The organism is Umezawaea sp. Da 62-37 (assembly GCF_032460545.1).
In the GTDB taxonomy this organism is placed as follows: domain Bacteria; phylum Actinomycetota; class Actinomycetes; order Mycobacteriales; family Pseudonocardiaceae; genus Umezawaea.
The window spans coordinates 11082774-11104604 of the sequence record NZ_CP135965.1; the positions used below are offsets into that span (position 1 = coordinate 11082774).

The 21831-nt window shown below is 72.3% G+C and carries 21 protein-coding genes; 12 read left to right on the forward strand and 9 right to left on the reverse strand.

Features of this window, described 5'->3' with window-relative positions; genetic code table 11:
• Nucleotides 1-14: 14 nt before the first annotated feature.
• Nucleotides 15-752 (reverse strand): SDR family NAD(P)-dependent oxidoreductase, encoded by a 738-nt coding sequence (locus RM788_RS49905; RefSeq protein ID WP_315928622.1) that lies wholly within the window; start codon nt 750-752, stop codon nt 15-17.
• Nucleotides 753-844: 92 nt separating this feature from the next.
• On the opposite strand from RM788_RS49905, the gene RM788_RS49910 reads away from it, so the two are divergent.
• Together RM788_RS49910 and RM788_RS49915 are read left to right on the forward strand one after the other, a co-directional pair.
• Nucleotides 845-1468 (forward strand): TetR/AcrR family transcriptional regulator, encoded by a 624-nt coding sequence (locus tag RM788_RS49910; protein ID WP_315928624.1) that lies wholly within the window; start codon nt 845-847, stop codon nt 1466-1468.
• A gap of 53 nt (nt 1469-1521) precedes the next feature.
• On the forward strand, nt 1522-2286 hold the full coding sequence (locus tag RM788_RS49915; RefSeq protein ID WP_399342551.1) for a phosphotransferase family protein: 765 nt from the start codon (nt 1522-1524) through the stop codon (nt 2284-2286).
• Here the strand turns inward: RM788_RS49915 and RM788_RS49920 are convergent.
• The 4 genes from RM788_RS49920 to RM788_RS49935 are packed head-to-tail and all read right to left on the reverse strand — an operon-like array spanning nt 2261 to nt 5631.
• Nucleotides 2261-3103, reverse strand: a complete 843-nt coding sequence (locus tag RM788_RS49920) for an ABC transporter ATP-binding protein (protein WP_315928628.1) — start codon at nt 3101-3103, stop codon at nt 2261-2263. The genes RM788_RS49915 and RM788_RS49920 overlap by 26 nt on opposite strands.
• A 4-nt stretch (nt 3104-3107) precedes the next feature.
• On the reverse strand, nt 3108-3878 hold the full coding sequence (locus RM788_RS49925) for an ABC transporter permease (protein ID WP_315928630.1): 771 nt from the start codon (nt 3876-3878) through the stop codon (nt 3108-3110).
• A complete protein-coding gene (locus RM788_RS49930) occupies nt 3875-4663 on the reverse strand; it encodes an ABC transporter permease (RefSeq protein ID WP_315928632.1) in 789 nt (262 codons plus the stop codon). Before RM788_RS49930 ends, RM788_RS49925 begins: the two co-directional genes overlap by 4 nt.
• Entirely contained in the window at nt 4660-5631 is a 972-nt protein-coding gene (locus RM788_RS49935) for an ABC transporter substrate-binding protein (RefSeq protein ID WP_315928634.1), read from the reverse strand. Before RM788_RS49935 ends, RM788_RS49930 begins: the two co-directional genes overlap by 4 nt.
• Nucleotides 5632-5836: 205 nt before the next feature.
• On the opposite strand from RM788_RS49935, the gene RM788_RS49940 reads away from it, so the two are divergent.
• Genes RM788_RS49940 through RM788_RS49960 form a run of 5 tightly spaced genes read left to right on the forward strand, consistent with a single transcriptional unit; the run spans nt 5837 to nt 11389 of the window.
• On the forward strand, nt 5837-6529 hold the full coding sequence (locus RM788_RS49940; protein ID WP_315928636.1) for a 4-carboxy-4-hydroxy-2-oxoadipate aldolase/oxaloacetate decarboxylase: 693 nt from the start codon (nt 5837-5839) through the stop codon (nt 6527-6529).
• Nucleotides 6526-7590: a 4-oxalomesaconate tautomerase gene (locus tag RM788_RS49945; protein ID WP_315928638.1), complete on the forward strand. Its 1065-nt coding sequence runs from the start codon at nt 6526-6528 to the stop codon at nt 7588-7590. Before RM788_RS49940 ends, RM788_RS49945 begins: the two co-directional genes overlap by 4 nt.
• Nucleotides 7591-8562 (forward strand): VOC family protein, encoded by a 972-nt coding sequence (locus RM788_RS49950; RefSeq protein WP_315928640.1) that lies wholly within the window; start codon nt 7591-7593, stop codon nt 8560-8562. It begins immediately after the preceding gene.
• Between the two features lie 40 nt (nt 8563-8602).
• Nucleotides 8603-9625, forward strand: coding sequence for an amidohydrolase family protein (locus RM788_RS49955; protein WP_315928642.1), 1023 nt, complete (start codon nt 8603-8605; stop codon nt 9623-9625).
• A gap of 48 nt (nt 9626-9673) precedes the next feature.
• Entirely contained in the window at nt 9674-11389 is a 1716-nt protein-coding gene (locus RM788_RS49960; RefSeq protein WP_315928644.1) for a tannase/feruloyl esterase family alpha/beta hydrolase, read from the forward strand.
• A gap of 264 nt (nt 11390-11653) precedes the next feature.
• On the opposite strand, the gene RM788_RS49965 is transcribed toward RM788_RS49960, so the two are convergent.
• A complete protein-coding gene (locus tag RM788_RS49965) occupies nt 11654-12448 on the reverse strand; it encodes a DUF222 domain-containing protein (RefSeq protein WP_315928646.1) in 795 nt (264 codons plus the stop codon).
• Between the two features lie 197 nt (nt 12449-12645).
• On the reverse strand, nt 12646-13506 hold the full coding sequence (locus tag RM788_RS49970) for a helix-turn-helix transcriptional regulator (protein ID WP_315928648.1): 861 nt from the start codon (nt 13504-13506) through the stop codon (nt 12646-12648).
• A gap of 102 nt (nt 13507-13608) precedes the next feature.
• Between RM788_RS49970 and RM788_RS49975 the strand changes: the two genes are divergently transcribed.
• The 5 genes from RM788_RS49975 to RM788_RS49995 all read left to right on the forward strand — a co-directional run bounded on the left by RM788_RS49975 (nt 13609) and on the right by RM788_RS49995 (nt 19302).
• On the forward strand, nt 13609-14307 hold the full coding sequence (locus RM788_RS49975; RefSeq protein WP_315928650.1) for an SDR family NAD(P)-dependent oxidoreductase: 699 nt from the start codon (nt 13609-13611) through the stop codon (nt 14305-14307).
• Between the two features lie 231 nt (nt 14308-14538).
• On the forward strand, nt 14539-16728 hold the full coding sequence (locus RM788_RS49980) for a hypothetical protein (RefSeq protein WP_315928652.1): 2190 nt from the start codon (nt 14539-14541) through the stop codon (nt 16726-16728).
• Nucleotides 16729-16730: 2 nt separating this feature from the next.
• Nucleotides 16731-17987, forward strand: a complete 1257-nt coding sequence (locus tag RM788_RS49985; protein WP_315928654.1) for a hypothetical protein — start codon at nt 16731-16733, stop codon at nt 17985-17987.
• The gene (locus RM788_RS49990; protein ID WP_315928656.1) at nt 17987-18853 is read left to right on the forward strand and encodes a hypothetical protein; all 867 of its coding nucleotides are present in this window, start codon (nt 17987-17989) and stop codon (nt 18851-18853) included. Before RM788_RS49985 ends, RM788_RS49990 begins: the two co-directional genes overlap by 1 nt.
• Before the next feature lie 56 nt (nt 18854-18909).
• A complete protein-coding gene (locus RM788_RS49995; protein ID WP_315928658.1) occupies nt 18910-19302 on the forward strand; it encodes a hypothetical protein in 393 nt (130 codons plus the stop codon).
• A 49-nt stretch (nt 19303-19351) separates the two neighbouring features.
• Here the strand turns inward: RM788_RS49995 and RM788_RS50000 are convergent, their stop codons facing one another.
• Complete coding sequence (locus tag RM788_RS50000) at nt 19352-21691, reverse strand: exo-beta-d-1,3/1,6-glucosidase (RefSeq protein WP_315928660.1); 2340 nt, start codon at nt 21689-21691, stop codon at nt 19352-19354.
• On the reverse strand, nt 21688-21819 hold the full coding sequence (locus RM788_RS50005; RefSeq protein ID WP_315928662.1) for a hypothetical protein: 132 nt from the start codon (nt 21817-21819) through the stop codon (nt 21688-21690). The genes RM788_RS50000 and RM788_RS50005 overlap by 4 nt, the downstream gene beginning before the upstream one ends.
• Nucleotides 21820-21831: the final 12 nt, after the last annotated feature.

Genomic DNA, 21831 nt, shown 5'->3' on the forward strand with positions numbered 1-21831 from the left:
GGTTCGCGGGTGCGTCAGGCGGGCATCGAGCTGAGTTCGCCGCCGCTGGCGACGATGACGGCGCCGTTGACGTAGCTGCTGGCGTCGTCGACGAGGAACCGGACGATGGCGGCGATCTCCTCGGGCTCACCGATCCGGCCGCGGACGTTGGCGCGGCCCAGCGCCTCGACGTTCTCGCCGAGCATGGCCGTGGTGCCCGCCGAGCGGACCGGGCCGGGGGAGACGCCGTTGACCCGCACGCCGCCGGGACCGAACTCCGTGGCCCACGACCGGGTCAGCAGTTCGACGGCGGCCTTGGAGGCGCCGTACGCGCCGCCGATCGGCGCCGGGGACGTCGCCGCGGTCGAGGTGATGGTGACGATGGACCCGCGTCCCCTGCGGACCATGGCGGGCGCGAGGGCGCCGACCAGCAGGAAGGGGGCGCGACTGTTGATCGCGAACTGCCGGTCGAAGCTGTCGGCGGACGTGTCCGGCGTGCTCGTGAACGCGTAGACGCCGGCGTTGTTGACCAGGACGTCGACGTCGCCCGCCTCCTCGGCGAGCGCCAGGACCTGGGAGGCGTCCGACAGGTCCGCGGCGGCGAAGCGGGCGTTGCCGCCCTGCGCCCGGATCTCCTTGACGAGCAGGGCGCCGCGCTCCGGATCGCGGCCGTGGACGACCACGTCGATGCCGTCGGCGGCCAGTTGGAGCGCCACGGCGCGGCCGATGCCGGCGGTCGCGCCGGTGACGAGGGCGGTGCGGGTGGTGGTCATGGTGGATCGGCCTCACTTTCTGGGTTGTTCTGTCCAGAAACGTAGCCATGAATTCTGGATTGCGCAACCCAGTCTCGGGTAGGCTGGCCGTCGTGACCGAGGAACCGAAGCCGCGGCGCCTGACCCCCAAGGGGCGGGCGACCAGGGATCGCATCATCGACGCCGCGACCGAGCTGATCGCCCGCAACGGCGTGGCGGGAACCGGCATCGAGGACGTGCGCGCGGCGGCCGGGGTGAGCGGATCGCAGCTCTACCACTACTTCGACAGCAAGCAGGCGCTGATCAGGGCGGTGATCACCAAGCAGGCGGACTCGATGCCGCGGCCCGGCGAGCCCCGGCTGACGGCGCTGGACAGCTTCGAGGCGCTGCGCGCGTGGGCCGACGCCGCGATCGAACGGCAGGTGGAGACCGGCTGCCGCGGCGACTGCAACCTCGAGACGCTGGCGGGGGAGTTGAGCGTGCGGAACGAGGAGTCGCGGACCGACATCGCCAACGGGTTCCTGCGGTGGAAGGACCTCATCCTCGACGGGCTGCGGGCCATGCGCGACCGCGGGGAGCTGCGGTCCGACACCGACCTGGAGGAGCTCGCGCTGTCGTTGCTCTCGGCGTTGCAGGGCGGTGTCCTGCTCTCGCAGACGATGCTCCAGGTGCGCCCGCTCGAAGCGTCGATGAACGCCGCCCTCGCCTACGTCCACTCCTTCGCGGTCACCGCTTAGTCGGCGTCCGGGCATCCGTAAATCCGGCGACACCGCCGTTCGTCCCCGCCAGGATGGCGGGTGTGGAAGAGGTCGAGATCGTCGTCGCCCACAGCCGGCGGGCGACGCTGCGCGTCGGCGAGGTGTTCCTGAAGGTCGACGTCGACCCGGCGCACGCCGACGTCGAGGTTCGGGCGATGGCCATGACGCCGGTACCGACCCCGGCCGTCCTCTGGCGGCGGCCGCCCGTGCTCGCGATCGCCGCCGTGCCGGGCAAGGCGCTCGGCCTGCTCGGCGAACCGTCGACCGCGTCGCCCGCCGCGTGGGCCGCCGCGGGCGCCGCGGGCGCCGCGATCCGGAGGCTGCACGACGCGCCGTTGCCGCCGTGGCCGGGGCGCGCGCTCGACGACGTGGCGGCGGAACTCGACCGCGAGTGCGCGTGGCTGCTCGCGGGCGCCGTTCTGCCCGCCGAGGTGGTCCGGCGCAACCGGGGGATCGCCGAGGCCGCGCTCCGGCCTTGGACGCCGGCGTTCATCCACGGCGACCTCCAGATCACCCACGTGTTCGTTGACGGCGACGAGGTCACCGGCGTCATCGACTGGTCGGAGGCCGCGCCCGGCGACCCCATGTCCGACCTCGCCGTCCTGACGCTCGGGCACGAGGAACGCCTGGACGACCTGCTCGCGGGCTACGGCGCCGACGCGGACCGGGACGTGATCCGCGCCTGGTGGTCGCTGCGCAGCCTCGTGGCGTCGCGCTGGCTGATCGGGCACGGCTTCGACCCGGACGCGCCGGGGTGCGAGTTCGACGTGCTCAGGTCCCGGATGCGGGAACCCTGATCGGCGTCCCCGGAACGTCCGCCGCGGTGTCGGGGCGGTACCCCCTCTTGGCCCGCTGCACCAGTTCGTAGACCCGGTTGCGGGCCTCGGTGAACGCGGGGGAGGAGCGGGTGTCCAGCTGGTCGCGCACGTCCGGCAGGTGGACGTGGACGTCCTCCAGCACGACCGTCGGCCGGTTGGACAGCACCAGGACGCGCTGTCCCAGGTAGACGGCCTCGTCGATGTCGTGGGTGACGAAGAGGACGGTCACGCCCAGCTCCCGCCACAGCTCGCGCACCAGGTCCTCGAGTTCGGTCCTGGTCTGCGCGTCCACGGAGGCGAACGGCTCGTCCATGAGCAGGACGCTCGGCTCGTAGGCGACGGCCCGCGCGATGGCGACCCGCTGCTGCATGCCGCCGGACAGCTGCCACGGGTGGGCGTCGGCGCTGTCGCGCAGGCCGACCGCGTCCAGGGCCGCGTCGACCTTCGCGGTGCGGGTGGCGCGGTCCAGGCCCTTCTCCTTGAGCGGCAGCTCCACGTTGCGGCGCACCGTGAGCCAGGGGAACAGGCTGCGCCCGTACTCCTGGAACACCACGGCCATGCCCGCGGGCGGTCCGGTGACCGGCGCGCCGTCGAGGTGGATGGTGCCGCCGGACGCGTCGAGGAGACCCGCCACGCACCGCAGCAGGGTGGTCTTGCCCGCGCCGGACGGGCCGACGATGCAGACCAGCTCACCCCGCGCGATCCGGAAGGTGAGGTCCCGCACGGCTTCCACGCTGCGGCCGTGGCCGTCGTAGGTCTTGGCGAGGCCCTGGACGTCGAGGACGGTGGGGTTCACGGAGTCACACTTCCCGTTCTGCCTGGCGCAGACCGCGGTACCAGGCCAGGGTTCGGTGCTCGACCAGGCGGAACAGCCCCGACAGGGCCACCCCGAGCAGTCCGAGCAGGATGATGCCGGTCCACATCTGCGGAATGGCGAAGCCGCGCTGGAACTGCACGACGGCCGCGCCGAGACCGCGGTCGGCGCCGAAGAGTTCGCTGATGACCATGAGGATCACGCCGATGGACAGCGCTTGGCGGGCGCCGGCGGCGATGCGGGGGCTGGACCCGCGCAGCACCACCTGGCGCAGGGTGGTGAGGCGGCCCAGCCGGTAGGAGCGGGCGGTGTCGCGCAGGACCTCGTCCAGCGAGCGGACGCCTTCGACGGTGTTGAGCAGGATCGGCCACAGGCAGCCCAGTGCGATGGTAACGATCTTGGTGGTCGCTCCGGTGTACCCGGCGAACAGGGCGATCACCGGGATGAGCACCGGCGGCGGGATGGCCCGCAGGAACTCCAGCACCGGCTCGCAGAGCGCGCGGAGCGTGCGGTACGAGCCGATCGCCGTGCCCGCGGCGACGCCGACGGCCAGGGCGATCAGGTAGCCGGCGGTGAGCCGGGCGATGCTGGGCAGCACGTCGTGCAGGATCGGGTCGGCCGTCCACGTCCGCGGGAACGCCGCGACGATGGCGGACAGCGGCGGCCAGAAGAAGCTCGTGCTGCCCGCCGACAGGAACCACCACAGCGCGATCAGCACGACGGGCAGCCCGAGGCCGACCAGTGCGCGTCGGGTCACAGGTCCCTCCGAACCGAGGTGTGCCACCGCAGGGCGCGTCGTTCGACGAACCGGGCGGAGGCGTTGACGGCGACGCCGAGGAGTCCGACGACGACGACCAGCGCGTAGGTCTGCGTGACGGCGCCCGAGCTCTGGGCGACGCCGATCGAGCGGCCGAGACCGGGCACGCCGATGATCAGCTCGGCCGTGATCTCCAGGATGAGCGCCACCGAGGCGGCCAGCCGGAAACCCGTGACGACGTAGGGCATGGCGGTGGGCCACACGACCGTGCGGACGGTGGTCCAGCGGGAGAACCGGTAGGACCGGGCCGTGTCGCGGACGACCGGGTCCACGTCGGCGACGCCGTAGAGCACCTGGACCAGCACCTGCCAGAACGCCGCGTAGACGACCAGGACCAGCGCCGACTCCGGTCGGCTGCCGTGGATGAGCACCACCAGCGGGATCAGGGCGACCGACGGGATGGGCCGCAGGAACTCGATGGTGGAGGCGGTGACGGCCCGCAGGAACGGGACGCCGCCGATCACCACCCCCACGACGATCCCGGCGGCCATCGCGATCGCCAGACCGACGGCCCACCCGCTGACGGTCTGACCGGCCGCCACCCAGAACTCCGGGAGGAGCAGTTGATCGCCCAGTTCGCGGATCATGTCGGTGGCGGGCGGCAGGAACCGGCTGTCGACCAGGCCCAGCCGGGGCAGGGCCTCCACCACGGTGACCAGCAGCGCGAGGCCGAACACCCCGAGCGCGGGGTGGGCGAGGCGCCCGCGGAGCGCGACGGACGTCATGGCAGCAGGGTGTCCAGGTTCGGCTGCTTGGTGATCAACCCGTCCTGCTGGGCCAGGTCGGCCAGCCGCTGCACCGGTCCGCGGTCGATCGTGGTCGGCCACTTCGGCAGCACGAGGTCCGCCTGCACCGCGGCGTCGATCTTCGTGTAGGTCGCGAGGATCGCGCGGGCCTCGTCGGGATGGGCCGTGGCGTACTCCATGGACTTGTTCACCGCCGCGGTGAACGAGGCGACCGCCTTGGGGTTCTGCGAGGTGTAGGACCGCGAGGCGAAGTACATGCCGACGGTCAGTCCGGGGTCGGTGCCCGCGTAGTTGGACACCACCTGGCGGTCGTCCTGGCTCGCGGCGATGGTCAGGAAGGGCTCGACCACCTGGCCCGCGTCGACGTCGCCCTTGGCCACGGCCGACACGATGTCCGGGAACGCCAGTTCGACGTACTGGATGGTCGACGGGTCGCCACCGGCGTCGCGGACGACCTGGTTGACCGTGGTGGTGTTGATGTTCTTGAGCGTGTTCACGGCCACCCGCTTGCCCGCGAGGTCCGCGGCGCTCCTGATCGGGCTGTCCGCCCTGACGATGACGCCGCCGAAGTCCTCGCCCTGCTCACCGGTGGAGGCCACACCGGAGGCGACCACCTCCAGCGGCAGACCCTGTGAGGAGGCCAGCAGCAGCGACGTGGTGTTGCTGAAGCCGAACTGGTACTGCCCGCTGACGACGCCGGGCACGATCGCCGCGCCGCCCTGGGCCGTCTCGAGCTTGACGTCCAGTCCTTCGGCGGTGAAGAAGCCCTGCTTGATGCCCAGGTAGACGGGGGCGACGTCGACGATGGGGATCACGCCGACGGTCACCTCGGTCGTGCCGCCCGACGTCGGTCCGCCGCCCGAGCCGCAGGCACCCACGAGCAGGGCGGCCGCCACGGCGACGGCGAGCCGTCGTGCGGGGTTTCGGGTGGGAGAGGGTCCGGACACGTGTCCTCCTAGGGACGGGAAGCGCGCACCGGTGGGCGCTGGGGAGGCCGTCCGGGGAGGACCGTAGCAAGATTGTCAACAATCCTGAAGACAATCTTGACCGCAATCGACGGCACGCGTAGACAGGGGAGGCACAACGACCGAACCCCCGAGTGAGGACGACCGATGACCACCGCCACCCCACCGCCGTCGAGCTGAGGCGCGCATGGCTCCCCACTACGTCGTGCGGTACGTCGACCGCGCCGGCCCGCGGACCGTCGACGCCCTCCGGGAGGCGGGCGTCGCCACCGTCCACGAGGCGGCGGGCCGGATCGGGCTGCTCGGCCCCGCCGTCCAAGCCCGTCAGACGGGTGTCGCGATCGCGGGTTCGGCGATCACGGTGTCCTGCCCGCCGGGCGACAACCTGATGGTCCACGCGGCGGTCGAGGTGTGCCGACCCGGCGACGTCCTGGTCGTGACCACGACCTCGCGGTCGACCGACGGCATGGTGGGCGACCTGCTGGCCGCCTCGCTGATGGCCCGCGGCGTCGTCGGCCTCGTGATCGACGCGGGCGTCCGGGACCTCGCCGCCCTGCGGGAGATGGGTTTCCCGGTCTGGTCGCGGGCGGTCCACGCGCAGGGCACGGTGAAGGCGAGCCCCGGCTCCGTCAACGTCCCGGTCGTCGTCGACGGCCGGGTCGTGCGGCCCGGTGACGTCGTCGTCGCGGACGACGACGGTGTCGTGGTCCTGCCGGTGGCGCTGGCGCCCGCGGCGGCCGAGGCCGCGGCGAAGCGCCTGGCCGCGGAGGCGGACAAGCGGGCGACCCTGGCGGGAGGTGCGCTCGGCGTCGACCTGTACGGCCTCCGCCCGCTGCTCGCCGACCTCGGCGTCACCTACGTGGACCGGCTGCCGACGTGAGCGGCGACGGGATCCGCTGCATGCAGATGCGCGGCGGCAGTTCGAAGGGCGCGTACTTCCTGGCCGCGGACCTGCCCACGGACTCAGGGGAGCGCGACGACCTCCTGCTGCGCGTGATGGGCTCGCCGGACGAGCGCCAGGTCGACGGGATCGGCGGCGGGCACCCGCTCACCAGCAAGGTCGCCGTGGTGTCGCCGTCCTCGGACGGCAACGCCGACGTCGACTTCCTGTTCTTGCAGGTGGTTCCCGACCGGGCGATCGTCACCGACGCCCAGACCTGCGGGAACCTGCTCGCGGGCGTCGGACCGTTCGCGATCGAGCGGGGTCTGGTCCCGGTCGCCGGCGCCACCACCGACGTCCGCGTCCGCATCGTCAACCCCGCGCCGAGCCTCGTCGTGGCGACGGTGTCGACACCCGACGGCCGCGTGTCCTACGACGGCGACACCGTCATGGCGGGCACCCCGTTCCCCGCCGCGCCGGTCCACCTGGAGTTCCCCGGCGACCACAGCCCCGTGTTCCCCACGGGGCGGCTCGTCGACCGGTTCGCGGGCGTCGAGGTCACCTGCGTGCACGCGGGGATGCCGGTGCTGCTGGTCCGCGCGGCCGACCTCGGCGTCGAGGGCGTCGAGTCGCCCGACGTGCTCGAAGCCGACGACGGGCTGCGCGCCAGGGTGGAGGCCATCCGCCTGGAGGCCGGTCCGGCGATGGGGCTCGGCGACGTCCGGGACACCACCGTCCCCAAGATCACCATCGTGTCGGCGCCCCGGCACGGCGGCACCGTGACCACCCGGACGTTCATCCCGCACCGCGTGCACACCGCGATCGGCGTCCTCGGCGCCGTGTCCGTCGCGGCCGGGGTGCTCGCGCCGGGCACGGTCGCGAGCACTTCCGGGGCGACCGGCGACCCGGTGCGGGTCGAGCACCCGTCCGGCTTCTTCGACGTGTCCGTCGAACTCGACGGCGACGGACCGGACACCCGGCTGCGCCGCAGCTCCGTCGTCCGCACGGCCCGCAAGCTGTCCGACGGCCTCGTGTGGCCGCGTTCCGGAAAGGCGACCTAGATGAACCACGACCCGGATCGCAGGCGCGACATCGCGCACGTCGGGCCGATCGAGCTGTACACCCCCGTGCTGGAGGAGTCCCGCGACTGCTTCGTGAACGTCCTGGGGTTGCGGGAGGTGCACCGCGACGACACGTCGGTCTACCTGCACACCTGGGACGACTACCAGTCGTGGACCGTCCGCCTCGTCCAGCGCGACGCGGCGGGCGTCGGCCGCACCTACCTGCGCGCCGCCAGCCCGCAGGCCGTCGACAGGCTGCGCGCGTCGATCGACGCGGCGGGCCTGGGCCGCGGTGTGGCCACCGACGTCCACGGCATGGGCGAGGTGCACCTGTTCCAGGACCCCGACGGCCACGAGATGGGGCTGTACTGGGACGTCGACTGGTACCGGGCCGACGACACCGACCGGCCGGCGCTCAAGAACCAGGCCGCGGCCTACGCGGGACGGGGCGCGAACCTCCGCCGCCTCGACCACGTCAACCACCTGACCGCCGACGTGCCCACGACCTCGGCGTTCCTGCGGGACGTGCTGGGCGCGCGCTGCACCGAGCAGATCGTCAAGGACGACGGCAGCCCGCAGGCGGTCTGGTACTCCGTGGGCGACAAGACCTACGACCTCGTCTACACCGAGGACTGGACCGGCACCTCCGGGCGCCTGCACCACGTCGCGTTCGCCACCGACACCCGCGAGGAGATCCTCCGGGCCGCGGACGTGTGCCTCGACGCGGGCGTCCACATCGAGACCGGCCCGCACAAGCACGCCATCCAGCAGACGTTCTTCCTCTACGTGTGGGAGCCCGGTGGCAACCGCGTCGAGATCTGCAACGCCGGTGCCCGCCTCATCCTGGCGCCCGACTGGAAGACGATCAGCTGGACCCGCGAGGAGCGGGCCAAGGGGCAGGCGTGGGGTCTGAAGACCATCGACACGTTCTACACCCACGGCACACCCGTCGTGCCGCCGCCCTCGTCGTGACCGCGACCGCCCACCGAACCCGAGACCGGGAGACCCCGTCGTGATCATCGACTGCCACGGCCACTACACGACCGCGCCCGCCGCGCACACGGCGTGGCGCGAGGCCCAGCAGGAGGCGTACGAGACGGGTCGGCGGCCCCCGGCCTACCCGCGGATCTCCGACGACGAGATCCGCGAGTCGGTCGAGGGCAGCCAGCTGCGCCTCATGGCCGAACGCGGTGTCGACCTCACGGTGTTCTCGCCGCGGGCCTCGGCGATGGGCCACCACTTCGGCGACGAGGAGGTCAGCGCGGCGTGGGCGAGGGCGTGCAACGACCTCATCGCCCGCGTGGTGGGGCTGTACCCGGACAAGTTCATCGGCGTCTGCCAGCTCCCGCAGTCGCCAGGGGTCCCCATCGCGCACGCCGTGGCGGAATTGCGGCGCTGCGTGGAGGAACTGGGGTTCGTGGGCTGCAACCTCAACCCCGACCCCAGCGGCGGGCACTGGACGTCGGCGCCGCTGACCGACGCGGGCTGGCACCCGTTCTACGAGGCGATGGTCGAGCTGGACGTGCCCGCGATGGTGCACGTGTCCGCGGTGACCAACCCCAACTTCCACGCCACCGGGTCGCACTACCTCAACGCCGACACGACGGCGTTCATGCAACTGCTCCAGGTGGACCTGTTCGAGGACTTCCCCGACCTGCGGCTGGTCATCCCGCACGGCGGGGGAGCGGTGCCCTACCACTGGGGCCGGTTCCGGGGGCTCGCCGACATGCTCGGCCGACCTCCACTCGCGGAATCGTTGCTGGGCAACGTCTTCTTCGACACCTGCGTCTACCACCAGCCGGGGATCGACCTGCTGTTCGACGTCATCGGCGCCGACAACACCCTGTTCGGGTCCGAAATGGTCGGTGCCGTGCGCGGGATCGACCCGGAGACCGGCCACCACTTCGACGACACCCGGCGCTACGTCGAGGCGTCGGCGCTCAGCCCGCAAGACCTCGTGAAGGTCTACGAGGGCAACGCCCGACGGGTCTACCCGCGACTGGACGCCGCGCTGGACGCCCGCCTCCGGGCGTGACCGAACCCTGCCGCAAGTGAACGCCTGTCCTCACCGAAAGGCCGAACCATGCGTTGGTCCCCACCCCGCTCCGCCTGCGCGTTCCTGATCGCGTTGCTGGCCGTGGCGCTGGCCTCAGCCCCTTCCGCCGCGGCTCCGCACCGCCTCACGCCCGACGGCCTCGCCGACCTGCCCGCCGTGACGCCGGTGATGGCCTGCGCCGACCTGGTGGGGCTCGACCTCGGCGGGGTCGCGGACGCGCCGATCACGATCCGGACCGCGACCGTCGTGACCACCGGGGCGCCCGCGCCCTACTGCGAGGTGCGCGGCACGATCGCTCCCGCGAACGCCATCGTCGTGCGGCTGCCCGTCAACGGGTGGACGCAGCGGTACGTGCAGACGGGCTGCGGCGGGCTCTGCGGCAATGCCAACATCAGCTACCCGCAGGCGTCGACCTGCCCGCCCATCGCGGACGGCACGATCGCCAGCGCCACCACCGACATGGGCCACCAGGGGCAGCCCGACGGCTCCTGGGCCGCGGGCAACCCGCAGGCGCAGATCGACTTCTCGTACCGGGGCGTCCACGTGACCTCCCAGGCGGCGAAGACGATCATCACCGCCTACTACGGGCGGCGGCCGGTCTACTCCTACTTCGACGGCTGCTCCGACGGCGGCCGCGAAGGCCTCATGGAGGCCCAGCGCTACCCCGACGACTTCGACGGCATCGCCGCGGGCGCGCCTGCGAACAACATGGCCGTGCAGAACACCTTCCACCACGCGTGGAACGTCCTGGCCAACCGCGACGCGAACGGCGCCTACGTCCTGCTGGCGGGCAAGCTGCCGCTCGTCCACACGGCGGTCCTGGCCGCGTGCGACGGGCTGGACGGGCTGCGCGACGGGCTGGTCGACGACCCGCGGCTGTGCGCCTTCGACCCGGCCACCCTGACGTGCGCGACCGGTCAGGACCCCGCGACGTGCCTGTCGGCCGCGGAGGCCGCCGTGGTCCGGAAACTGCACGACGGCGCGGTGGACGCGCAGGGCCGCAGGCTCGAGGTGGCGGTCTCGCACGAGTGGGGGTCGGAGCTGGAGTGGACGCTGTTCGTGCCCGCCGCTCAGGGGCAGCCGGTGGCCAGCGAGAACTTCGCCCTGTCCTACCTGAGGTACCTGGCGGACCCGAACAACCCGGACCCGGACTACCGACTGGCCGACCTGGCGTTCACCGTGGAGTCGTTCTGGAAGACCGTGCTGCCGTCGTCGAGCTACATGGCGGCGATGGATCCCGATCTCGGAGCGTTCCGGCGCAGTGGTGGGAAGTTGTTGCTGTGGCACGGGTGGAACGACCAGCACATCGCGCCCCGGTCCACATTGGCCTACTACGACGCGTTGCGCGGGGCGACGGACGCCGTCGACAGCTTCGTGAAGTTGTACATGTTCCCCGGCGTCGCGCATTGCGGTGGTGGGGCGGGGCCCAACACGTTCGACGTGCTCACGCCGGTGATGGCTTGGACGGAGAGCGGCAGGACGCCCGGCCGGATCGTGGCTTCGAGCGGTGCCGGCGCCCCGGTGGCGCGCAGTCGGCCCGTGTTCCCGTATCCGGCGGTGGCCCGGTACGACGGGTCGGGTAGTGCGGATGACGCGGCGAACTTCATCCCGTACACGCCGGGGAAGCCGGTGCGCAACGACGGCGAGTGGGTCGGGAAGGGGCTGTACTCGCACGGGTACCAGACGTGGCCGCTGGCCGTGGGGGACAAACTCGTCGTTCGGAAGGTGTCGCCGCGCGGGTGAGCCCGTGAGGTCAGGTGGGTCCGCTTGGATGAATGGTTCCAAGGGGTCGGTCGGGTAACGAGGGTGTCGATGTCGGGCGTCACAACCCGATCATCGACACCCTCGTTTCCTGTCCTCCGGCACCCGCCCCCTTGGACTTGCCCGTCTAGCCCGCGAGTCTTCGCATCTCATTGCGAATCGGTCTCCGGTGCTGATCCATTAACGCGGGCGGGTGGAATTCTGGGAGTCCGCTTGATATTCGGACTTCCCATTTGCTGTGGTGGATCAGCACGTGATGACGGCGGCACAACAACGCCAGGTTGTCGACACTGGTCTCCCGCTCCGATGCCATTCCCGGATGTGATGGGCATCGGCCCAATTCGGTGGGCGGTCGCACATCGGAAAGGCGCATCCGCCATCCCGCAGGTGCAACGCCCGCCGCAGATGCGGAGTCAACCGGCGCGACATCCGCCCGATGTCCAACACCTCGCTGCGCTCACCCAGCACGGCGGGAATGATCCCGGCGGTGCACGCGATCCGACGAGCCTCGCCGGCGCTGATCACGCTGCTGTCACCCAAAGTCGCGGTCCCAACACCTGACACCAACGTCTTGTAGTCGACGGTAACCGTGACGTGCGGACGCTCACCGGCCTCGATCGGCAAGTCCCGCGACCGCGAAGCCAGGTTCAGCACATCCGCCAACGCGTCACCCTGACGCTCGGGCAGGGTGCGCGTGTCCGGGCCAGCGGGATCGGCGGCGTGCGGCTTGGCCAACGGCCCGATCAACGCCCGCAACAGTTCGCCCTGCTCAGCACCCAACCAGCCGCTGAACTCCAAGGCCCGCACCCCCGCGGGCTCAGCGGACCGAGCCACATCCGCCAGGATCCGTTCGGCCTCCACGGGCAACCCGGCCATCGCACCCACCAACACATCCAGATTCGCCGCCGACAACACATCTTCGGCCACAGCTTCCGCCACCAGCGGCAACACCGACGCATGTGCGGACAACGTCACCGGCAAGCAGATGACCATCGGTAAAAAGCACAACCACCAAAACCCGGACTCAAGAAGGAACAGCACGCATCCGGGTCCCGCTCGAAGTCCTAACCGAAGTAGTTTCCGTCCCCGATCGGAGTCTGGCCAGGACACACCGCCACCGGTGCCGAGTCGGCGGTGAAGATGTCCAGCACACACCCACACACCGTCGGTCGTCACAACCCGATCACCGGCACCCTCGCCTCGCGTCTCCAGACACCCGACCCCCTTGGACCCACCCGCTAGCGGTCGGCGAACGAGCCGGTCAGCGTGGCGAGGCGGAGTTTCGTCTCGTCCGGGCTGTCGGGGGCGGTGGTCATGATGACGATCTTGTGGTCGGAGTCGCCGTCGGTCAGCACGTCGCAGTCGATGGCGATCGGTCCCACCGCGGGGTGGGCGATGGTCTTGTGGTCCTCGCGGTGAGCGGCCACGGTGCCGCTCGCCCACAGGGCGGCGAAGCGCTCGTTCCCGGTGGTCAGGTCGTGGACGAGCGCGGCCAGCCGGGGGTCGTGGGGGAAGCGGCCGGTGGCTCGGCGCAGGTCGGAGGCGACCGCGGCGTCGGTGGTGCCGGGGTCCCGGTCGGCCACCGGCCAGCGGGCGAGGTGGGGTGCGCTGCCGTCGACCGGGAAGCGGTCGCGGGCGAAGTTGCGATTCCGTGGTGGTGACGTCGAGGGGTCGCCGAGCAGGGCGGCCCAACTGCGGTTCCACCAGATGAGCTGCCAGTCGGCCGCGAAGACGGCGACCGCGACGTCGGTCAGGCGGGTGAGGACGCGGTGGACGCCGGGTGGGATGTGGTCGGAGATGGTGTCGTCCGAGGGTGGGGCGAGGTTCGCCAGGAGGTAGAGGTGGTCGCGTTCGGCGGTGGTGAGTTGCAGGGCGCGGGCCAGGGAGGCGACGACCTGTGCCGAGGGGGTCGTGGCGCGGCCCTGTTCGAGGCGCACGACGTAGTCGACCGAGACACCGGCCAGGTCGGCGAGTTCCTCGCGGCGCAGGCCGGTCGTGCGGCGGGACCGGCCCACCGGCAGCGCGGCGGCCGACGGGGGCAGCCGGTCCCGCCAGGTGCGGATCGTGGCGCCCAGGCCTGCGGCCGTAGTCGGGGGCATGGTGTCCATCCTCCCCGTGGTCGCGGCGGGCCGGGTGGTACTGCTGTTCCTACCGTCGAGGCGTCCCTGGCCCGGTGTGGCGAGCGGGGCGAAGGTGGTCGCATGACGATCACCTTCATCACCGGGGCGAACAAGGGGCTGGGGCGGGAGACCGCTCGCCGGCTCATCGGACTCGGGCACACCGTGCTGGTCGGGGCGCGCGACGCGGAGCAGGGCGAGGAGGCGGCGGCGGAACTCGGTGCGAGGTTCGTGCGGATCGACGTGACCGACGACGCGTCGGTGGCCGCTGCGGTCGCGGACGTGGCCGAGCACGAGGGCCTGGTCGACGTGTTGGTCAACAACGCGGGGGTCCACGGGCCGTTCACCGACCCCACGAGCCTGACGGGCGCCGACGCGCTGGCGGTGTTCGACGTCAACGTCGCGGGGGTGGTGCGGACGACGGCGGCGTTCCTGCCGCTGCTGCGCCGGTCGTCGGACCCGGTCATCGTGAACGTCAGCAGCGGCATGGGGTCGCTCGAGCACACGCACGATCCGGCGCGGCCGGAGTCGAAGGTCGTCTCGCCGCTCTACACGGCGTCGAAGGCGGCGTTGACGATGCTGACCACCCAGTACGCGAAGGCGCTGCCGGACGTCCGGGTGAACGCGGCCGATCCCGGTTACACGGCGACCGACTTCAACGGCAACAGCGGGCACCAGACCGTGACCGAGGGCACGGACGCGGTGGTCGGACTGGCCACCGAAGGGCGTGGTGCCGGGTCGGGGCGGTTCGTGGACCGGGCAGGCGAGGTCACCTGGTCCTGACACGGGTGGCGGGATCGGCCGTGCTCTCAGCACGGCCGATTCCGCTTGCGGTGGAATGTTTTCATCCCGTCTACCCGCGTGACGCTGCGTATCGTGGTCGCCGAGGGGTGCGACCGGGACCGGTCCGCCGGTCCAGCAGCGCGGCCGGTGATCGACGGGACGCGCTTGCCGTGAGGCGTGCGGACGTCAGCCGTGCGACCACCGGCCCGTCCTCGACGTCGAAGGGGTGGCATGGGGCAGATTTCCGAGCGCATCGAGAAGGTCCTGCTCCGGCGGGGGGAGCGGCTTCCCCGCGTTCGGGCGGAGCTGGCCCGGTGGCGGACGGTCTCGACGGGTGTCGCGTGGCTGGTGGAGGAGGGGGACGGCTCGGACGAGCGGCTCGCGGAGCTGGCCGCCGAGGTCGCGAGGACGGTGGACGCGCTGTCGGCAGTGGAGGCCAGGTTCGCGAGGGACCAGGTCTGCGTGGGGGTGAGCGGGCGGGCCAGGGTCGGCAAGAGCACGCTGCTCCAGACCGTGTCCGGGCTGACCGAGGAGCAGATCCCGACCGGGCCGGACGTGCCGGTGACGGCGGTGCGGAGCCGGATCGTCCACTCGCCGCGGCGCAGGGCGGTCCTGAGCACCCACACGACGGCCTCGTTCCTGGCCGAGGTGATCGCGCCCTACCACCGCGAGCTGGGCATCATCGGCGTGCCGGTGACGCTGGGGCAGTTCCGCGACTGGGACTACCCGCGCCCGTCCGCCGACGCCGTCGACGAGCACAGCTCGGTCGGCCTGTACGAGCGGATCCGCCGCATGCAGGCCGCGCTCGACTCCTACGCGGGCCTGCTGACCGGGCAGGACATCGAGGTGGACGTGGACCACCTGCGCCCCTACGTGGCCTACCCGACCAACGACGAGGAGAACGCCGGGGTCCTGGACCGCCGCTACCTCGCGGTGCGCGAGGCCCGCGTCGAGTGCCCGTTCCCCAACCAGGAGGTCGACCGGCTGACCCTGGTGGACCTCCCCGGCCTGGGGGAACTGGCCGCGGGGGCGGAGAGCAGGCACGTCGCGGACCTGCGGCACGGGATCGACGTGGTGCTGCTGGTCACGGCCGCCAGCGCGGACAGCACCTACTTCGGCACGGCTGACCAGAAGGCGCTCAAGCTGCTCGACCTCGCGCGCGGGGACGTGCGCAGCCCCAAGGACTACGTGCGGATCGTGCTCAACACCGGCAAGGAGCCCGAGCGGGTCAGGGTGCTGCGCGACCGCATCCTCGCCGACGTGAACGCGGGCGTCGACGGGCAGTACTACGAGGTGCTGGAAGCCGCGCTCAAGGACCGGCGCGACGTCGAGGAGCACGTGCTGCTGCCGCTGCTGTCGGACCTGGCGGCCACGCTCGGGCGGATGGACGACGACGTGCTGGCCGCCGCGACCGACCGCGCCGGGGCCACCGCCGAGCAGGCGGGCAAGGCGCTGGCCGCGCTGGAGGGCGGGTCCCAGGACCTCTCCCACGACGCCGACGAGCTGCTCGCCAAGGGGTCGAAGGAGCTGCGCGAGCAGGTGTCGTTCGCGTTGCGGGCCCTGGTCTCCTCGTTGCAGGCGCAGGCGCGCGACGGCGGCGAGGACAACGACGCCTACGTCGACGCGGTGACGGCGGTCTTCACCGGCATCCGGGTCTGGATCGAGGACGGTTTCGGGCTCGGCAAGGAGAACTGGCGGACCAAGGCGCTGCTGGAGGTCGGCGCGGAGGGCAACGCCAGCCCGTTCATCGCCGAGGAGATGAGCAGGCTGCGGGTGGAGATCAGCAAGCGCTTCGGCGGGCTCGACGCCTACTTCGACTCGCTGCTGCGGCAGACCCGGCACCAGGTGGCGGACGCGTTCACCGGCGTGCTGCGCCCCGTGCTGGGGGAGCAGGAGGGCGACGACGCCCTGCGGCTGGTCAAGGAGCTGCTCGACGACGCGTCCTGCCAGACCCTGGCCGACGCGGTCGACGACCTGCTGGCCACCCGCCTGGAGTACCGGACGCACCTGCACCCGAGGGTGCGCGCGGCGCTCGACGGGTTCAACCTGGAGGGCGTCGACCCCATCACCGGCGACCCCATGACCCGGCTGGTCGTGGGGGTCGGTCCCGAGGACCTCGACGTGCTGGAGGCGCGGTTGGCCGAACTGACCGAGCAGGCCGCCTACGAGACGATGCTCGCGCTCCAGCGCGAGGCGGTGATGCCCGCGCTGGTCCTGCACGCCGCCGTCGAGCAGTTCGAGGACGAGCTGATCAGGTCCGGCCGGTCGCGACTGGAGTTCGCCAGGTTCGCCCGCACCCACCGGCACCGGCTGTGGCCCGAGCAGTTCGCGCGGATCGAGGGCGCCCGCTCACGGGCGGCGCGCGTCGACCAGCTGACCGAGTCGATCTCCGGCGCGCTGGCCGGTAGGAGGAACCCCTAGTCATGGAGCCGACCCAAGTCCTGTTCGAGATCGGCCTGCTGGGCCCGTCGCGCGTCGGGAAGACGTCCCTGATCAGCTCGATCTTCCGCGACGGCCAGCGGCTGCTGAAGACCTCGGGGGTGACGATCCGGGCGGGCGACCGGGCCACCGAGGTCAAGATGCGGCAGCAGGCCAGGGCGCTGGACAGCCTCGTGCAGTCCCGCCGGTTCACGCCGGGCGCGCTGGCCGCCAACCACACCACGGTGTCGTTCGAGCTGCTGCTCGACCCCCGGCCCGCGGAGGACGACTCGGCGGAGGGCGGCATCGCCCTGCGGATGCTCGACTTCCCCGGCGGGTGGCTCGACCCGGCGAACCGCTCGACCACCCACGAGGACGCGTGGGGCGAGGTCGAGGGGTTCATCGTCCGCAGCTCGGTGCTGATCGTCCCGGTCGACGCGACCGTGCTGATGGAGGCCGTCACCGACCCGCAGCGCGGCGCCGTGCCCCTGGTGCTGGACACCTACGACGTCGGCCAGGTCGCCCGCAAGTGGGCGCGGGGCCGGGCCGGGAAGCCCGACTCGCCCGCGCTGGTGCTGTTCGTGCCGGTCAAGTGCGAGTCGTACTTCGCCGACAACGGCGGGCGCCACGACCGCGCGGACGAGCTGTTCGACCGCTTCCGCTCGGTCTACGGCGACGTGCTCGACGCGATCGCGGGCGAGGCGGAGGGCACCGAGATGCTCTACGTCCCGGTGGACACCCTCGGCTGCGTCGAGCGCATGTCGGGCATGTGGGTGCCCGACGAGGACACCCACCTCCGCTTCGAGGGCCGCTTCCTGGTGCGGTCCAAGCCGGTGCTGTCGATCCACGGCGTGGAGGACGTCCTCATCGCGCTGTGCAAGACGCTGCTGGCCGCCCGGAAGTCCGCCGAGGACCAGCACGTGCTGGCCACCGGGGAGGACGCGCACACCGCCCGCGACCGGGCCGAGCGCGACCGGGGGCTGGTGGGCAACGTGTTCCGCGCGATCGACCGGCTGGCGGTCGACGCCTACGGGCAGGACCGGGTGCTCGACTTCGTGGACCGCAGGACGTCGGCCCTGCGCGGGTTCGGGCTGCGCAGGGTCGGCGAGTACACGGCCGACGTCCGCCAGGCCGAGCGGCTCGACAGCGCGCACCAGCGGGCGGTGGAGCAGTTGCGCGTGCTCGACGCCGTGGTCGACGACTTCTCCGGCCGCGCCTACTCCAGCCGGGTGAGAAGCCTCCAAGCGGCCAGGGCGCGCTGATGCGCGTCCACGTCATGACCCGCGGCGGGGGCATGCGCGAGGAGTACGCGTTCCTGGGCGAGCCGCCGGGGGAGTACTGGTGGCGGCGGTACGAGGCGGTCACGAACTTCCAGCTGCCGTCGCTGCTGGTCGAGTCCGACCCGCGGGGGTGGCGGCTGTACCTGGCCCCCATCACGATGACCATGGTCGGCCCAGGGGGCACCTCCATCGGCATGGTGCTCGTGCTGGAGGGCGCGCACGGCGACCCGGACGACGACGTGGCGCGGGTGCCCGAGCTGGTGGGCCTGTGGCTCGACCCCGAGCGGGGAGCGGCGGAGGTGAGCCGGACGTTCTCCGCGGCGTTCCCGCAGGACTCCCGGACGATCACCGAGTGGCGCACCGCGACGGACGACCGGACGGGGCGGCTGGTGACCACCGGCTTCCACACCGCCGTGCGGGAACTGCGCGCGCGGGACGTCGCCCCGTCGCCGGTCGCGACGGCCGACCGGTGGGCGGGGGCGGTCGACGGGACGGCGAGCCGCGCCGCCTTCGTGCACCGGATCGGCGAGCTGCTGCACGGCGCCGAGGGGCGCGCAGTGGTGGCCAACTACTGCCTGGAGCCGGACGTCCACGACGGCCTCGCGGGCTACCCGGTGCTGCGCGAACCCGACACCGGACCGCTGGCGCTGCTCGTGCAGCGGTTCGACGACAGCCTCGGCGACGCACCCGTCGAACTCCCGGTGAGCCGGGGAAAAGCCCTGTCCCGGCCGCCGGAACCGGAGTCGGCCTCCGTCGCGCGGACGGGAGTCGGGACGAGGACCAGGATCCTGGTGTCGCTGCTGCTGATGGGGGTGCTGCTGGTCTTCGGACTGCTGGTGGTGCTCTGAGCCCGCGGCCCCCGGACACCCGGTTCGACTTCGCCCCGGCCTGGTCGCGGGCCAGGGTGACCGACAACGGGACGACCACCGAGTTCGAGCTGGACAGGGGTGGTGAACCGCACTCCTGGACGCTGCGCGGTCCGGCGCGCCACCGGTGGAACGGCGCGGTCCTGGCGATCGTCGGCCTGCGGCCGGGCTTCGTGGCGAAGTACGTCGACACCCGCGGCATCCCGCTCGTCGGCGACCTGGTCGACACCCTGGTGCGGAGGACGGCCGAGGACGTCCTGGACATCGCCACGTGGCACGGCAGGCTGTCGATCACCTTCCGCCAGCCGGGACGGCCGCTCGTCGTGTCGGACGAGACCGGGCTGGACCTCCGGTCGCAGCGACTGGTCGTCCCGACCGGCGACGCGCCCGCCACCGTGCTGGTGTTCGGCGGCGGGACGATCCCGGACTGACCCGGCCGGTGGGCGCTCCGCGAGTCGGGAGCGCCCATCCGCGAGCGGGTCAGTCGGTCCCCTTCACGGTGAAGCCCGCGCGCAGCAGTGCCGCGTCGCGGGACGAGGGGCCGACCAGGAGGGTGAAGTCGCCCGGTTCGACGACCCGCACGCCCCGCGCGTCCACGATGGAGCAGTCGGCGACGGGGACGTCGACCGCCACCGCCGCGCTCCCGCCCGGCTCCAGGTCGACCTGGCGGAACGCCTTGAGCTCCTTCTCGGCCCAGCTGGCGGACGTGACGACGTCGCTGACGTACACCTGCACCGTCTCGCGGACCGGCCGCGCGCCGGTGTTGCGCACGGTCACCGTCGCCCGGACGTGGTCCCCGGCACCGAGGACGGAGCTGTCCAGGCGCAGGTCGGAGTACTCGACCTCGGTGTAGGACAGGCCCTCGCCGAACGCGAACGCCGGGTCCTGGGTGTGGTCGGCGTAGCGGACGCCGTGCTGGCCGCGGACCTGGTTGTAGTAGGTGGGCTGCTGGCCGACGTGGCCCGCGAAGGAGATAGGCAGGCGCCCGCTGGGCTCGACCAGGCCGAGCAGCACCTCGGCGATCGCCCGGCCGCCCTGCATACCGGGGTTGGCCACCCAGAGCACGGCGGACGCGGTCAGCGCCGAGGGCGGCAGCACCAGCGGCTTGGAGGCCAGCAGCACCACGACCAGCGGCGTCCCGGTCGCGGCGAGGGCGTCCAGGAGGGCGGTCTGCCCGCCGACGAGGTCGAGCGTCGCGGTGGAGCGGCCCTCGCCGACCAGTTCGATGCGGTCGCCGACGACGGCCACCACGAGGTCCGCGTCACGGGCGGCGGCGACGGCCTCGGCGATCAGGCCCTCGTCCGGCGCGCGCGGCACGACCACCTGCGGCCGGGGCTGGCCGTCGGGGAACGTGTCGCCCTCCGGGTCGGGGGCGAGGTCGAGGATGCCCGCGCCGGGCGCGTGCGCGACCTCCCAGCCGTCGGGCACGAGGCCGCGCAGGCCGTCGAGCACCGTGGTGATCAGCTCGCGCGGATGGCCGTCGGGCAGCCAGTCGACCTGCCCCGAGGAGCCCGCCCAGTCGCCGAGCTGGGTCTGGGCGTCGTCGGCCAGCGGCCCGACGACCGCGACCCGCCGCGTCCGGGAGGCCTCGTGGTCCAGCGGGAGGACGCCGTCGTTGCGCAGCAGCACGAGCGAGCGGCGGGCCACCTCCAGGTTGAGCGCGGCGTGGTCCGGGTGGTTGATGACGGCCCGCTGCCGCTCGGCGTCGGGACGGCGGGGATTCTCGAACAGGCCGAGCTCGAACTTCAGCGACAGCACGCGGCCCACGGCCTGGTCCACGTCGGACTCGTCGAGCAGGCCCTGCTCGACGGCGTCCAGCGCGCCCTCGAAGAACTTCGGCGTCGTCATGATCATGTCGTTGCCCGCCTTGACCGCGGCCGCCGCGGCGTGCGTGAGGTCCGGCTGCACCCGCTGCTCCCAGACCATGCGGCCGACGTTGTCCCAGTCGGTGACCAGCGTGCCGGTGTAGCCCCACTCGCCGCGCAGCACCTCGTCCAGCAGCCACGAGTTGACGGTGATCGGCACGCCGTCGGTGGTCTGGTAGCCGAGCATGAACGTGCGGCAGCCCTCGCGGGCGACCCGCTCGAACGGCGGCAGGAACCACGAGCGCAGCTTGCGGCGGGACAGGTCGGCCTCGCTGGCGTCGCGGCCGCCCTGCGTCTCCGAGTACCCGGCGAAGTGCTTGGCCGTGGCGAGCACGGCGGTCGGGTCGGCGAGGCCGTCACCCTGGTAGCCGCGCACCATCGCCGAGGCCAGCTCGCCGATGAGCACCGGGTCCTCGCCGAACGTCTCGTTGATCCGGCCCCACCGCAGGTCGCGCGCGATGCACAGCACGGGGGAGAACGTCCAGTGCACGCCCGTCGCGGCGACCTCGACGGCGGTGGTCCGGGCCACCTTCTCGACCAGGTCCGGGTTCCACGTCGCGGCCATGCCGAGCTGGGTGGGGAAGATCGTCGCGCCCTCGTGGAACGAGTGGCCGTGGATGCAGTCCTCGGCGACCAGCAGCGGGATGCGCAGGCGCGTGGTGGCGGTCAGCTCGTGGGCGCGCAGCACCCGTTCGGGCGACGTGTGCAGGATCGAGCCCGCGTGCTTGCGCAGCACGTGGGACTCCAGGTCCTCGCGCGAGTCCAGCTGCGTCATCTGCCCGACCTTCTCCGGCAGGGTCATGCGTCCCAGCAGATCGGCGACGCGCTCCCCGATCGGTCGGGTGGCGTCGCGGAACGGCAGGTCGTGGTCCATGTGGTTCTCCGGGGATGTCGGGGCCGCGGTGGCGGTGTCGCCGCGGGTCGTGCGTACGTGGTCGAGGGGCGGGTGGGTCACGGCCGCCCGACCAGTGTGACCGTGTCGACGGGCGGCGCCCACTTCGGACGGGTGTCGCGGGTGCGGGCGGCGACCGCGGTGGCGGGCGGTCCGCCGGTGCCGCCGGTGTCCGTGCGGGGCGTCGTCACGAGGTGCACTCC

What these genes read in the sequence shown, in the direction of transcription:
- RM788_RS49970 (WP_315928648.1), bottom strand. Translation starts at nt 13,506, where the DNA reads ATGCCCCCGACTACGGCCGCAGGCCTGGGCGCCACGATCCGCACCTGG.
- RM788_RS49960 (WP_315928644.1), top strand. Translation starts at nt 9,674, where the DNA reads ATGCGTTGGTCCCCACCCCGCTCCGCCTGCGCGTTCCTGATCGCGTTG.
- RM788_RS49915 (WP_399342551.1), top strand. Translation starts at nt 1,522, where the DNA reads ATGGCGGGTGTGGAAGAGGTCGAGATCGTCGTCGCCCACAGCCGGCGG.
- RM788_RS49905 (WP_315928622.1), bottom strand. Translation starts at nt 752, where the DNA reads ATGACCACCACCCGCACCGCCCTCGTCACCGGCGCGACCGCCGGCATC.
- RM788_RS49975 (WP_315928650.1), top strand. Translation starts at nt 13,609, where the DNA reads ATGACGATCACCTTCATCACCGGGGCGAACAAGGGGCTGGGGCGGGAG.
- RM788_RS49930 (WP_315928632.1), bottom strand. Translation starts at nt 4,663, where the DNA reads ATGACGTCCGTCGCGCTCCGCGGGCGCCTCGCCCACCCCGCGCTCGGG.
- RM788_RS49980 (WP_315928652.1), top strand. Translation starts at nt 14,539, where the DNA reads ATGGGGCAGATTTCCGAGCGCATCGAGAAGGTCCTGCTCCGGCGGGGG.
- RM788_RS49950 (WP_315928640.1), top strand. Translation starts at nt 7,591, where the DNA reads ATGAACCACGACCCGGATCGCAGGCGCGACATCGCGCACGTCGGGCCG.
- RM788_RS49990 (WP_315928656.1), top strand. Translation starts at nt 17,987, where the DNA reads ATGCGCGTCCACGTCATGACCCGCGGCGGGGGCATGCGCGAGGAGTAC.
- RM788_RS49985 (WP_315928654.1), top strand. Translation starts at nt 16,731, where the DNA reads ATGGAGCCGACCCAAGTCCTGTTCGAGATCGGCCTGCTGGGCCCGTCG.
- RM788_RS49940 (WP_315928636.1), top strand. Translation starts at nt 5,837, where the DNA reads ATGGCTCCCCACTACGTCGTGCGGTACGTCGACCGCGCCGGCCCGCGG.